Origin of the sequence: Vibrio sp. MMG023 (assembly GCF_021654215.1) — a bacterium.
Lineage (GTDB): Bacteria > Pseudomonadota > Gammaproteobacteria > Enterobacterales > Vibrionaceae > Vibrio > Vibrio jasicida.
The window spans coordinates 13,457-26,384 of the sequence record NZ_JAKFZP010000001.1 but is presented as its reverse complement, the minus strand read 5'-3'; the positions used below and the strand labels follow the sequence as shown (position 1 = coordinate 26,384).

The 12,928-nt window shown below is 45.2% G+C and carries 11 protein-coding genes; all 11 read right to left on the bottom strand.

Features of this window, described 5'->3' with window-relative positions; genetic code table 11:
- Nucleotide 1 precedes the first annotated feature (1 nt).
- On the bottom strand, nucleotides 2-412 hold the full coding sequence (tssE, locus tag L1076_RS00085; protein WP_038867824.1) for a type VI secretion system baseplate subunit TssE: 411 nt from the start codon (nucleotides 410-412) through the stop codon (nucleotides 2-4).
- 61 nt (nucleotides 413-473) lie between these two features.
- The gene (tssC, locus tag L1076_RS00080; protein ID WP_038878565.1) at nucleotides 474-1,949 is read right to left on the bottom strand and encodes a type VI secretion system contractile sheath large subunit; all 1,476 of its coding nucleotides are present in this window, start codon (nucleotides 1,947-1,949) and stop codon (nucleotides 474-476) included.
- Nucleotides 1,950-1,957: 8 nt separating this feature from the next.
- Nucleotides 1,958-2,464 (bottom strand): type VI secretion system contractile sheath small subunit, encoded by a 507-nt coding sequence (gene tssB / locus L1076_RS00075; RefSeq protein ID WP_038867828.1) that lies wholly within the window; start codon nucleotides 2,462-2,464, stop codon nucleotides 1,958-1,960.
- 26 nt (nucleotides 2,465-2,490) lie between these two features.
- Nucleotides 2,491-4,068, bottom strand: coding sequence for a type VI secretion system protein TssA (gene tssA, locus L1076_RS00070; protein WP_104038706.1), 1,578 nt, complete (start codon nucleotides 4,066-4,068; stop codon nucleotides 2,491-2,493).
- A 2-nt stretch (nucleotides 4,069-4,070) separates the two neighbouring features.
- The gene (locus L1076_RS00065) at nucleotides 4,071-6,077 is read right to left on the bottom strand and encodes a protein kinase (RefSeq protein WP_237302889.1); all 2,007 of its coding nucleotides are present in this window, start codon (nucleotides 6,075-6,077) and stop codon (nucleotides 4,071-4,073) included.
- A gap of 233 nt (nucleotides 6,078-6,310) precedes the next feature.
- On the bottom strand, nucleotides 6,311-7,255 hold the full coding sequence (locus L1076_RS00060) for a hypothetical protein (RefSeq protein WP_237302888.1): 945 nt from the start codon (nucleotides 7,253-7,255) through the stop codon (nucleotides 6,311-6,313).
- Nucleotides 7,248-8,240: a DUF2169 domain-containing protein gene (locus tag L1076_RS00055; RefSeq protein WP_237302887.1), complete on the bottom strand. Its 993-nt coding sequence runs from the start codon at nucleotides 8,238-8,240 to the stop codon at nucleotides 7,248-7,250. Before L1076_RS00055 ends, L1076_RS00060 begins: the two co-directional genes overlap by 8 nt.
- Nucleotides 8,221-9,540 carry a hypothetical protein gene (locus L1076_RS00050; RefSeq protein WP_237302886.1) on the bottom strand — a complete coding sequence of 440 codons (1,320 nt, stop codon included), beginning with the start codon at nucleotides 9,538-9,540 and terminating at the stop codon, nucleotides 8,221-8,223. The genes L1076_RS00055 and L1076_RS00050 overlap by 20 nt, the downstream gene beginning before the upstream one ends.
- 111 nt (nucleotides 9,541-9,651) lie before the next feature.
- The gene (locus tag L1076_RS00045; protein ID WP_038867841.1) at nucleotides 9,652-10,137 is read right to left on the bottom strand and encodes a hypothetical protein; all 486 of its coding nucleotides are present in this window, start codon (nucleotides 10,135-10,137) and stop codon (nucleotides 9,652-9,654) included.
- Nucleotides 10,137-12,215, bottom strand: coding sequence for a type VI secretion system tip protein VgrG (gene tssI, locus L1076_RS00040; protein WP_237302885.1), 2,079 nt, complete (start codon nucleotides 12,213-12,215; stop codon nucleotides 10,137-10,139). The genes L1076_RS00045 and tssI overlap by 1 nt, the downstream gene beginning before the upstream one ends.
- Before the next feature lie 72 nt (nucleotides 12,216-12,287).
- Nucleotides 12,288-12,806, bottom strand: a complete 519-nt coding sequence (locus L1076_RS00035; protein WP_038867845.1) for an Hcp family type VI secretion system effector — start codon at nucleotides 12,804-12,806, stop codon at nucleotides 12,288-12,290.
- Between the last annotated feature and the right edge of the window lie 122 nt (nucleotides 12,807-12,928).

Here is a 12,928-nt window from a genome sequence, read left to right as displayed (position 1 = left end):
ACTAAACGTTAAATTGGCCGTCAGTTCCCATGTAGACGTCAATAGACATTGGGACTTTACCGCCGTTATGGGAAACCTCACCTCGAATACCAAACCCAAGCTGTAAAGGATTGTGGTGGTCTTCTCGGTAATGAACCTCGACATTCAGCAATCGCGGTTCAAAGCGTTCTATGGTTGAAGTGATGTTGTTTTGAATGTGGCGAACGAGGTTCGTATTGTTGGAGAGTACGTCGTTAAAGTCAGGTAAGCCGTATTCACTATCTATCATCGCATTGCCCGAATGCGTGTTGAGCAAATCCGCCAAATGCGAGTGAATGGATTCGATTAAATGACGATGAGAAACGACTTTCTCGTAGCAGTTTTTGGGCTCACCAAGCTCGATGCGCTCTAAAAGACGATAACCTTTTTCCATATCCGGTCCTACGAAAAAAGCAGCCAGTCTTCACTGGCTGCTTGATATTATCAGCAATGGGTTATTGGTCTAGCTTGCCAACTAGTGACAAGTCAAAGCTTGCGCCCATGTACTTAAAGTGAGGACGTACAGACATTGATACTTTGTACCAACCTGGATCGCCTTCTACGTCTGATACCTCAACCTTCGCAGCACGTAGTGGACGACGACCACGTACTTCTGCTGGCGGGTTTTCCTGATCAGATACGTACTGACGAATCCACTTGTTCAGTTCGATTTCTAGGTCAGAACGCTCTTTCCAAGAACCGATTTGCTCACGCTGTAGCACTTTGATGTAGTGTGCTAGACGGTTGATGATGAACATGTAAGGCAACTGTGTACCCAACTTGTAGTTCATCTCTGCTTGCTTACCTTCTGGCGTATTCGCAAACACTTTTGGTTTTTGAATAGAGTTCGCCGAGAAGAATGCTGCGTTGTCAGAACCTTTACGCATCGTTAGCGCAATAAAGCCCTCTTCTGCCAGTTCATATTCACGACGGTCAGAAACAAGAATCTCAGTTGGGATCTTAGTTTCGATTTGGCCCATCGCTTCAAAGTTGTAAACCGGTAGATCTTGAACCGCACCACCACTTTGAGGACCAATGATGTTTGGACACCAGCGGTATTTAGCGAAAGATTCGCTGATCTTAGACGCCATAGCGTACGCTGAGTTACCCCATAGGTAGTTGTCGTGGCTGTCTGTTACTTGCTCGTCGTAATCAAACGCTTTGATTGGGTTATCTTCTACCGAGTAAGGCGTACGAAGCATGAAGCGAGAAGTACACAGACCTAGGTAACGTGCGTCTTCGTGCTCACGCAGGCCACGCCATTTCGTGTATTGTGGGCCTTCAAATACAGACTTAAGGTCTTTTAGGTTTGGTAGCTCTTCGTAGCTGTCTAGGCCGAAGAACTTAGAAGATGCAGACGTGATGAACGGTGCGTGAGACATTGCTCCCACGTTCGCCATGTATTCCATCAGTTTGATGTCTGGAGATGATGCAGACAGGTCGTAGTCACAGATTACCGCGCCAACAGGTTTACCACCAAATTGACCGTATTCACGAGTGTAGATCTGTTTGTATAGACCGGACTTCACCACTTCTGGTGCGTCTTCGAAATCGTCTAGTACTTCATCTTTCTTCGCAGAGATCAGTTCAATCTGAATGTTCTCACGGAAGTCAGTATGGTCAACTAGGTACTTAAGACCACGCCACGTCGATTCGATGGCTTGCACTTCTTCGTTGTGAAGAATGGCATCAACTTGCTTTGACAATTTTTGGTCGATTTCAGAGATCATCAGGTCAACCAAAGATTGATCGACTTTCTCTGTGGTCGAACTGCTTAGTAGCTCACTGATGAATGCTTCTACGCCGCGTTTTGCAACATCAAAACCTTCATCACTTGGCTTTAAACGAGTTTCGTTAAGAATGCTATCCAGAAGTGACCCTGATTCAACTAAGGCTGCTTCTTGTTCTGGCGCTTGTGCTTCTGCAGACATGATATCCCTTACTCTTCTTTCGCTTCTTGGTCGTTGCCAATGCTTAGTTCATCCAACAGTTTCTTTCTCGCTTCTTCATCTTGAAGAACCGATGCGATCTTCTTACGGAACGCAGGAACGTTACCTAGAGGACCTTTCAATGCAACCAAGGCTTCGCGAAGCTCGAGCAGACTATTTAGCTCTGGTACGCTTTTCGCGATCGCTTCAGGAGAGAAGTCCTTCATGTTTTCAAACGTTAGATCAACACCGATTTGCGCACCTTCTTCATCAGAAAGGCGGTTTTCAACGTTTACTCTAACGTTTGGAGACATGCCTTCTAGCACTTCGTTAAAGTTGTCTTTGTCGATATTGATTGGCGTACGTTCTTCGATTGGCGTCTCATCTGCACGTGCAGTAAAGTCACCAACCACCATCATGCTCAGCGGCAGTTCAACGTCGTCTTGCGTATCACCAGTTGCTGGAACATAACGGATATTAATTCGCTCTTTAGGAGCCACCGAGCCGTCACGTGACATAATTAGTTCCTTATCTAACTCTGTAATCAGTCATAAATTGCTTTCCACTGTTCATACTTGGCAGGTAAAAGATCCTTGGTTCGGAATAACGGATGGAGTGTTTTTCGAATTAGGTCTTTTAGTTGCAAAGATAAGTGTGGTTCCCAGCTCTCAAGATTAAATTCCTGATGTACGTCCCAACCCTTCTCAAGATACGGCAAGCACAACGGGTATAATCCAACAGACTGGTAAGCTGTTATCAATTGTAAATACAGCAAAAATTGCCCACGTCCCGAGCTATCCAGTTCGAGTTTGCGAGCAAGTTCTGCAGCACGCTCCCCTAGGTTTTCTAGGGTGATATCCTCCATTAGCGACGAATCGTCCTCGGTAATCACCACGGTCTGAATGACCGCTGGCGAGCCCGATGAACCTGCAACTTGAGTCGATAACCAAGCCAAAGTTGCTTCGTCCGCAAATGGTATAGAATTCTTAAATGAAAGGTGTTCAATGCCTTCCAGTGATTCAACGAAACGTCTCACCTCTTGCTTCACCGCCGTTGCGGCATCGTCAAAGCCCAGATTGGTGAGCATTGAATAGACATAGAAGTGGCCCGTCAGCCAAAAAGGCGCATCGGTTAGTGTGCGCTCTAAACGCTTAATCGTATCGATATCACTTTCTTGGTTGGCCTTGTCGCGATACTCCGCTTGTTGATCGGAAGAGACCGCTAAACTGAGCGGTGTTTCGTTGTTTTGATGATCGGGTAAGTCATCAATGTCATCCCAAGTCAGATGACGATAAATTCGATAGGCAAGTGGATCGCTCGCGTTGGAATAAAGCATGACCTCCGCAACCTTCTTCAAGGTGCGTTTAGAAGCAGTTGGTGAGGAGAAATCCGTATCAACATCAACCTCCGGCGCCGCGGCTTTTTTGGCCACTTTCGGTTTAGCTACAGCCGATACGCTTTGACTGCTTGATGGTTGCTCCGCTACTGGCCTAGGGGCTTCTTCTGCGTTTTCCGCTTGCACAGATTGAGCGGGCGCACTTTGTTCCGCTGAAGATGTCGTACCCGCCTCGTGAGAGTCCGCTCCAGCTTGTTGCGATAAGATATTCAGCTGGGTACGAATCTCAAAGAAATCCGCCTCTGAATCTTGGAAAACATCATCAAACTGGCGCTGTACGTCTTCAATCGTACTGATACAACGAGAGACAAGCTCCCAAGGTTGTGTACTTTCCGCTAACTTACCACTTACCAGCTTAAACTGATGGTTTAACCACTCAACGGCGCCATCTCTACCTCGCTTTCTGGTTGGGTAAAGATTCGCACCAAACTTCGTTAACGCCCCATTAAGCAGCTGCAAGCCCTGTTCAAAACCTTGCAAGTCTGACTCTTCTGTAAGTGCACGAATGAGATAACAAATCGCCTTAAGATCTTTGCTGTGATGTTCAAGAACCTCGGTAGCGTGCGTTTTGACGACACCCCATTCCACAGTTTCCCCAAACAAAGAGCCAAACTTCTTCACTTCGGCTTCCATCATTTCGTAGCAAAACTCGTAACGCGCGTCTTCACCGACTGGATTTGCGTCTGAAATTGGCGTAAGCAAGCGTTCAATATCAATCACTGACATCACTAACCTCGCCCTTCAGATAAAAGATAATCTTTAATGGCTCTTTCCACAGCGATCGCGCCACGTGCTGGTTTAGACAGTTGATGGCTTTTGTCGATGGAATCTGATGCCATACCGTTAAGTAGCTCGGTAATCTCACTGAATTTTTTGGGTGCGTTACGCTCTAGATCCGCCAGTGAGTCATGCAGTTTTTGCTGATCAAAAATGGACTGTTCTGTCACTGTGCTAAACAAGATGAATTCACTTCTTGCGACAATCAGATCTTTCACTTTTTTACTGAGTTCTGGCGTATTACCAAAGTAAGCTTTTGCGGCTTTTGCTTCGTCAATCGCTTTAGTGTAGTAATGGTCCTTCGCATGTTGCTCAATGGATTCATTAATGCTTTCTAAGACTCGTTTCGGCAGTACCTGGCTGTAGAAATAAGCTTCTGACTGATTGAGCAACCAAGCCGCTTTCATTTCATCATCTGCTTGCTTCGCTTCACCCGATAAAATCAAATTAGCGATTTGCTCATCTTTGCTGCCCGCAACGGCAGACAGTTTCATTGAATCAACCGCAGCAACGTTCAAACCTGCCATCACTTTGGTCAGGGTTTTATCAGCATAAGGAAACAGCGCACCATCATCGACAAGCTTCTCACGCAACGTAACCAACTCTTTGCGAATATCGACTAAGGTTTTTGGTAAGTCATCCGCTAAGTCTTGATAAGCGGTCAACTGGCTTTGGTTCTTCTTGTACAACTTAGACAGTTTCATCTGTTGCACTTGGAAAGCTTCACGATATGGCGCAGTAGTCACCACGTTCTTTTCCATATCATTAAGAGCGAATTCAATATCCCAAGGTGGCTGCGCTAAGAAAGAGGCCGTCTGTGCTGGCTTGATCGTACTAACCAAAGGTGTTTCAGCCTGTGAAATCGATGGCTCAGACTTAACAATGGTTTTCCATTCTGGCTGGTTTTGTTGGTACAAGTAGCTGCCAGTAATCGCAATCACGCTGAGCACCAAACTCGCCTCTAAAATTTTGAAACGTCCATAGCCAGGCTTATCTTGCGGTTTGCAATGCGTCAGTAATAAATCTGCATTGCGTAAGCTACTAAAAATTGGCGCGTTTGATTGTGAATCAATCGACTGCGTATCAATACGTGCGAGCTGTTGGGCAAATGAGATGGCTGTATAGCCATGCCCTCTCGGATTATTGATGACTTGCTTCAGCAGCTTCCAAATGTGGTTGGGAATGAGTGCAGGTCGCTTGCGATCTTTTAACTGTTTATGCCAAGCATCACCAAAAATAGCACCTATAAATAGATGTCCGGTTAGTAAAGCTAGAGAATATACGTCGTCTTGTGGCTCGGTTGTGCCTGTCTCTAGATAAAGCGGCGAAGCGTAACTCAGACTGGCTTCGGCATGTGTCTCAGTCTCACCAATATAACGAGCCGCACCAAAATCAATCAGCTTGACGTAATCGCCCTCACTGACAAGCACATTTGATGGTTTGATATCGAGATGGCAGATGCCTCTGGTGTGCATAAACTCAAGCGCACCAGCCAGTTGATACACGAGCCAAGCAATGTGATCGTGACGAAAGCCCTTAGTCGAGTGACGTTCCATTTTTTCTGCGAGAGATTCGCCTTGAATCCACTCATACATCAAATACGGACGTTCGAACTCGTTGCCGACTTTAATAAACTCAGCAACACTTGGATGCTGGGAAATCTCTAGTCGACTGGCTTCATTAACCAACATTTTGCTGGCAACTTCTGGCGCCTCTTCATTGACGACTTTGCAGCAGATTTGTTTTTCTGGCTGGCCTTTCTTGGCGAGATGGTAAACCGTAGTTCTACCATTTTTTGAAGGCAGCGTGTCTAGTACATCAAATTGCGAAAAAAGAACGTACTCAAGCTTTGGCTTATTTTTTTGCGCCAATCTTTGCTCGTTCTGTTTCTTTTTCTCAATGGCTTTAACAACCAATTGATCAATATATCCTTTGGCTGCTCCCTGCTTATCAGACACTCTGCACTCTTTCATCGAACAAATATTATTAGAGCGAAATAATATTTGCTGAAACATCCTTGTTTCAAGGCTGGTATTTAAAACGAACAGTAAGTCTATTACTTTAGTGATAATTACTAATTTATAAGTCGCTTTGACTTACGCTTTCACTACATTAGTTCCCTTGTTTTGGCATCTTAAATACCGATCATAAAAACTTTGCCTATTTCACTATTTATAAGTGTGTGATCCAATTAACAGGCTAATAATTGGAGTAGCCCTTTATCACCATTAAAGTCAAACATCAGCAATGATGTAGGTTGGTTAAAGTGGTGGTTTTTAACAGCATAAGCGACCAAAGCAAGCGAAGATGAGCTTCCCATCGTTCCCCATAACTCATTGATAAGTTGAGGTTGTTCTGGATAAGTAAAGCGTTCCGCCTTTGCACCCAAAGCGAAACCATAATCTTCAGTGTGAGCACGTAAGTTTGACATATCCGAAAAAACCTCACCAAAGGATGCCAGTTTTTTACTTGAACGTTGAACCAACCGAAACATCCCTCTTCTATCTGACGAATTTAATTCCGTATCGATATAGCCTAATTGCGCTTGGGGGCTGAGTTTTAATGTTTCTACTGTATTTCTTCGACACAGAATCAACCCCGCACCACCTTCACTTGGAATAACGCCCCATGGATTATTGGTACTCATAACCATTGCTTCACTTATTAACGAGTCAAGGGAGCTCACTAACGAATCGACACTCACACACATCATGGCGTCGTATTTATCGAGTGATTTCATGGCTTGTAGCACAAAGCTAGGCCCGCTTGCATGCACTGCTTGGACCACAGAAAGAAAGTCAGAATAGTCACTTTCACCAAGCCATTCCTGCACCTTTATTAGAGAGACAGAGCTTGGCACGGCGATCAATAATGGAATCGGTTTCAAAGAACGCGGTAACTGCATCAATAAAGAATCGAGTAGATAACTCGTTATCTCACACGTTTTTTCAAACAACTCAGTGTCTTTGGTGTATTCGATTTTCGCGTAGGTAAAGCGCTCAATCCCGTCTTCTCCAACGATTTGTTCAAATCTGGCTAAATCAGCATGAGCGACACTGCTTGAGATATCGAGGTTCATGCCCATCGGCGTCATCACTTCCATTCCTAAGACATAACGGCCTGTCGAATTATGCATGCTCACTTACCTCTGCCAGTTTCGTGATGGACGTTGATACCAACAGGTGCTCTTTCCCCTGACAAGGAAATGCGGAGGTATAACTGATTGAAATCGTTTTCTTTTCAGCATCGACAAATAGGGTATACATCGACATATCGGCTTGATAAGTATCTTGTTTGAACGTAGCAAGCGCACGGTATTTTTCTTTAGGGATGCGAAATGAAATCGTGTCGTCATGACAAAAACCACTCATCATCAAACGTTCACCACCGTGAAGGAAACCTTTACATTGTTGGTCAACAGGTGCGCTTTGGAAAAAGCGTCTATCGAAGTCGACCGGTAACATTGGTTTGCGGTTTTCAATCCAATCGTCATCAAACGTACCCGCCAACTTTTGACGAGATTCAAAGAACGGAGGTATCGGCCCAAAACCGGCCACACGCAGTTTTTTCCCTGTCGCACTCCAATCTTCTTTTGGATAAAACACCGAAGGCACCTTTTGCTCAACTAATTCTTTACTGGAATCGGCAACACCGCCGCCAATACGGTTCCGTAAGTCACCGCCAATGGCACAGGTATAGTCAATGTCTTTTTCGATGAAAGGAATCGGTTTGCTGAGCGTAATACTGCCACCATGCTCTACCCATACACGTTCACCGTGAATAGCAAGTGTCTTGTCGATATGGCCATCAATCAACACGCGGCACTCTTGGTAAGTCACCGGTTTCTTCGCATAGCTGCGCGCCTTTCCGTAGACCAGCACGTCAGTATTAGTTTTGGTATAGGCGAATTCATGGTCCATTTTCATTGCCGAGAAGCCTTCTTCTCCTAAATATTGAGGATCATCAAAAATCTCGCTTTCGCCCAACTCATGCCATACTGCACCATCAAACTGCCAAGTACGCTTCGCGACAACAACCCACACTTCATCGCCGTGTTCATCACGCTGAAAGCGCCCTTTAAGCGATAGCTCGGGGTGCGCTTCAATGTCCCATAACTGCATTGCTATTCCTTAAGTTGAATCGTTCGCTCGCAGAAGGTGCGGCCTTTAAATTGTTGAAGTTCCAATCTTGTTGGTGAATTGGCATCGCCATATCCCAAGGCACATAAGCCCTAGATTGAATACAGAGTTGTCGCCATAGCCAATCACGAAACATCACGTCTATATTGGCATCTTGCATTGCTGCCAAAGTAGATTCGAAACTCAGTGAATACCCCAAACGACTTGGTAAGTTTTGAACGTACTTGTCGTCTTCAAGCCACTCATTGAGTAAATCGACAATCTCTTCCCACTCATACTCAACACCTATTTCTTGAGGAGTAAGAGGAAGGAGCTTTCCGTAGACGACATACAGGGCTTGAATCCAAACCTCGCCTTCATCTTCTTCTAGTCGCTCTAACTGCTCGATGATCTCAGGCACCAATTTCCAATCACCCGTTAGTGCAAAATCAACAGGCGCCAGCGATGAAGATATATCAAAGGATTCAAACTCTTTGAGCTCCAAAAGTTTGGCGAAAGTCAGCACTTGTGCCGAAGGCAATCCACTCGGGTCAATACCAAAACACTGGCGGAACCAAGTGCTTCTATCACGTTTGGTGATCAAGCGTTCGAACAGATACTGCTCACCATTCGCATGCTCATTAATCCACTCAATGCCCTCTTCTACATCTTGTAATGCCAACAGGGGTAATGCGAGATTGGAACGAATGATTTCCGCTTTATGCCAGCGCTTGATCAGAGCAACGCTTAATGCTTGCCTTACACGTAAGCATTCAAAATAAAACGCGCTTGTTTTCGAGTTACCTTCAATCAGTTCTGACATCACACTGTCGAGGTGTTCAACGGGCGATTGAGTCACAAACACCATCGCAGTGTTGCTATCTAACTCTTCAAGTACCGATAAGCCAACTAATAGATTATCAATATCTGAACCAAGTTCATTCTGTAGCGCGAGCCAAACATAAATTTCTGGTTCTTGGTTTTTTAGTTGATGGAACAGCCCTGGGGTAAGTCGATAGAACGAGAGATAAACCTGTTTGAGCTCTTTAATCTGACGTTCTATCAATTTGAGATACTCAATCTCTCGGCTTGGGTAACCACGTTTGTGGATTTGGACACGTTGTTTGAGTAAAAAACCGAGACTCTCGGATGCTATCGATAACTTTTCATTACAGAAACCCAGCCAAGATGCCGGCAATTGGGAAAGCTCGTTGGTCGCCTTCTCTGCTTTTGCTAAAGCGCTTTCAACGAGTTGGTTAGTTATGGGGGCATTTAGGTGTTCAACACCGATTCTTTGTCGCATCTACTTATCCGTTATTAGCGTGCGATAACGCGATTACAATTAGTTAACACGAAACAGTTAGTTAACTCGAAACAATTAGTTAACTCACAGTAAGTAGCTAACTCGAGGTAACTAGTTAATTGCGATCGTTCCGCCTTGAATCTTTTGAGCTTTTTCTGCTTGTGAGGTGACGTATTTCGCTTTCGTCGTAATTCGGCCATCACGCCCACTGTAGCGCGTTTCTGTCTCACCACTTTTGACGATCAGTTCTTGCTCGGTTTCTATCACCATCTTTTTCGCTCTCAACACGAACTCGTCAGAGTCATTCAGAATAGAGAAAAAAATGTCCGTCACGAGAGGCAAGCTTAAGTCGTCGTTCATAAATTCGATACGGCAACTCAGTTTATTATCTATTGCCATTTGTAATTCACTGCGACGAAAGCCACGCCCTAACCTTGCAGTGAGCGGTTGATTGAATGGATTACCATCAAAATCGACACGGACACTGCCCGTTGACTCGTTAATGGCGACTATGGTTCCAAAACGCGAAAAGCAAGCCGGTGATTCGGCTTGCTGTTTCGTGATGGTTTCTGCAATAAGAGGTTGTTTTTCCATCATTAGTTAATCGCTACGTTACCACCTTTCACGACGACTTTATCGCTGCCTTCAATGGTGATTGAAGAACCAGAAAGCTTGATTGAACCGTCACTGTTCATCACTAATGAAGAACCACCGGTTTTCAATACAATCTTGTCACCACTGATGATTTGCGTCGCACCATCGGCTTTGTATGACGTATTCCCTTTCACCGATACTGTTAAGTTGCCGCCAACGGTTTGGTTATCGTCCGCGCCAATGTCTGAGCTTTTCGATGCACCAACGGTTAAGTTGCTGTTTTCACCCACATCCAGATCATCATTCTTGCCAATCTTGGTCGTGCGGTTATCACCAATTTCCAAATCAGAATTGTTTTTCACATACTGAGTTTCGTTAGCGTTGTAAGTGACAGTGACGTCTTGCTCTACGGTTTCCGTAAAGGTGCTGTTAACTTGTGTTGTCTTGTGACCATCAATGGTTTCCTTGTGGTCACCATGTACTTCGTTGGTTTGATGACGCGCTACCTTTAAGAACTCATCCTGACCGATATCTCGGTAACGGTTGTTGAGTACCTTCGTCGACATGTCTTTTTGAGCGTGAATGTAGACTTCTTCTTGGTTCGCTTCGTCTTCAAAGCTCAGCTCGTTGTAACCAGTGCCTTTGTGCGTTTGAGTACGGAACGTGGTACGCGTTTTGTTTTCTGGCAATGAGTACGGAGGGAAATGCAGGCCATTGTACACCGCGCCTGTTACAAGCGGTCGGTCTGGGTCTCCCTCAAGGAAGGTAACGACAACTTCATGACCAATACGTGGCAAGTAAACTGCCCCCCAAGTAGGAGCCGCCATAGATTGGCTTACACGAATCCAGCAGCTTGCGTGCTCATCGTTATCGCCATAACGATCCCAGTGGAACTGAACTTTGATTCGTCCTAGTTTATCGGTGTAGATCTCCTCGCCTGCTGGACCAACCACTACCGCCGTTTGAGGGCCGTCTACAAGCGGAGCCGCCAGTTTAGGAGCTTTGAATACCACGTCGCGAGGGATGCAAGAGAACTGGTTGTAGTACGTAGTTGGCATACCACTTGTTTCGTCCTCATGCACTTGTGGGTCTTGTCCTGTGTGCATCACTGATAACATGATGTAATCACGGTTGATCGCCGAACGAGGGTGATCACTGATGTTGAAGCTGTAGCCGGATGCCAAACGCATCACATCACTGCTTGCTTCAACTTGTTGATTATCAACAATGTGCTCAGACATCCATTCAGTCGTTCTCACCTGCCCCATTGCAGGATCAACATAACGACCCGGATAATCAAACTGCTTGAGATCTTGGTCGAGATCACCTGCATGCGTCATCTCTTGTGGAATCTTTGGCTGCTCGTAGTTGTAGTCCGTGTACGTAACCTGACCCGTTCGTACGCGGTTAACAAGCTCAAGATCAGAGATGTGCTCGCGATCAGCAACACCGCCGCCCTCAGCGTGGTAAACAATCGGTCCAATATAAGAAGCGTTGATAGGAGAGCTCACCAAAGGCGCAATAGCATCGTTGCTATCCACAATCACCATGGTGTGGTTCGCATCAGTGTGATCAAAGTAGTACCACATACCGTGTTCTGCCATCATTCGCTGAACGAACTGAAGGTCAGATTCACGATATTGCAGTACGTATTCTTTCGGAGGATAAGTACCCGAGACTTCAAATCGATAGTCGGTAACTGCGCCATCATCAAGCACTTCCGTGATGATGTCTTTCGCAGATTTCTGCTGGAAGATGCGACAGTCTTGACGCTGAGATAAGAACCAAGCTTGAGGAACCAGAACCAATTGATAACGAGAGAAGCGACGACCCGTACCTAGGTAACGAACTTCGTTTACTACCCCGTTGAATACGCGTGCAGCACCTACACCCTGTCCATAAAGCGTTAACGTGCCCGCTTTACGAATCAAGGCATCAAAAGAAATATCTGGATCAAGTGAAAGTAATGAGAGACTGATGTGAAAAGGCTTCGAAAGCTCTTCATTCACTTGAAAGCTTTCTACTCGAAAGTCGTGCCCAGATCCTGGCACTTCAAATTTAAATTCTACGTCATTCACCATATCTTTTACCTGATACAAATAATCGAATTAGGGCCAACAATTGTTGGCCCTGAATCTTTACGCAAAAAGCAATTATGCTTCGCGTGGAGCACGCCAGTCGTCGTTACCAGCTGTACCACAGTTTTCGTGAGTTACTTCGATTGCACGGTAAGTCAGCTTAAGAACTTCTTCTGTCACGCGGTCTGCTGTTGCAGCGTCTTGACAGTGGTTCATACGAGTTTGGATATCTACAAGTAGCGCATCAATCAGTTTGATTGAGTAGTAGTGCTCTTGCTTACCTTGAACTGAAGTACGGTAGAAACGAATCACACACTCAGGAAGTTTTTCGCCAGAAACTAGTGCGTTGAATAGTAGCGGAGAAGAACGGTCTTGAACTTTAGTTACAACAACTGGGCGGTGTACACGTTGACCAGTTGGCTGACCGCTTTGTGGGTCACGTGGCACTGTTAGTACGTGATCAAGTTCTTGTACTAGGAACTCATCAACGTGAGCTTCTTGCCATGTGTTACCTACAGAATCTGCAGAGTAAGTATCTTTAGTGATGTGACCTTGAGTTTCACCTTTGATAGACATATATGCTGGAGTTGGCATCGTTATTTCCTTTTCTAAAATCTGTTTTGTTTAAATCACCAAATCGCTTATCACCGCGACTACTTAGTATAATCAAACTCCATGCCAACTTTTATAAACCTTACAATACAAACACTTAGCTA

Coding starts and splice junctions, on each gene's coding strand:
- tssE (WP_038867824.1), bottom strand. CDS start 412: ATGGAAAAAGGTTATCGTCTTTTAGAGCGCATCGAGCTTGGTGAGCCC.
- tssC (WP_038878565.1), bottom strand. CDS start 1,949: ATGTCTGCAGAAGCACAAGCGCCAGAACAAGAAGCAGCCTTAGTTGAA.
- tssB (WP_038867828.1), bottom strand. CDS start 2,464: ATGTCACGTGACGGCTCGGTGGCTCCTAAAGAGCGAATTAATATCCGT.
- tssA (WP_104038706.1), bottom strand. CDS start 4,068: ATGTCAGTGATTGATATTGAACGCTTGCTTACGCCAATTTCAGACGCA.
- L1076_RS00060 (WP_237302888.1), bottom strand. CDS start 7,255: ATGCATAATTCGACAGGCCGTTATGTCTTAGGAATGGAAGTGATGACG.
- L1076_RS00055 (WP_237302887.1), bottom strand. CDS start 8,240: ATGCAGTTATGGGACATTGAAGCGCACCCCGAGCTATCGCTTAAAGGG.
- L1076_RS00050 (WP_237302886.1), bottom strand. CDS start 9,540: ATGCGACAAAGAATCGGTGTTGAACACCTAAATGCCCCCATAACTAAC.
- L1076_RS00045 (WP_038867841.1), bottom strand. CDS start 10,137: ATGATGGAAAAACAACCTCTTATTGCAGAAACCATCACGAAACAGCAA.
- tssI (WP_237302885.1), bottom strand. CDS start 12,215: ATGGTGAATGACGTAGAATTTAAATTTGAAGTGCCAGGATCTGGGCAC.
- L1076_RS00035 (WP_038867845.1), bottom strand. CDS start 12,806: ATGCCAACTCCAGCATATATGTCTATCAAAGGTGAAACTCAAGGTCAC.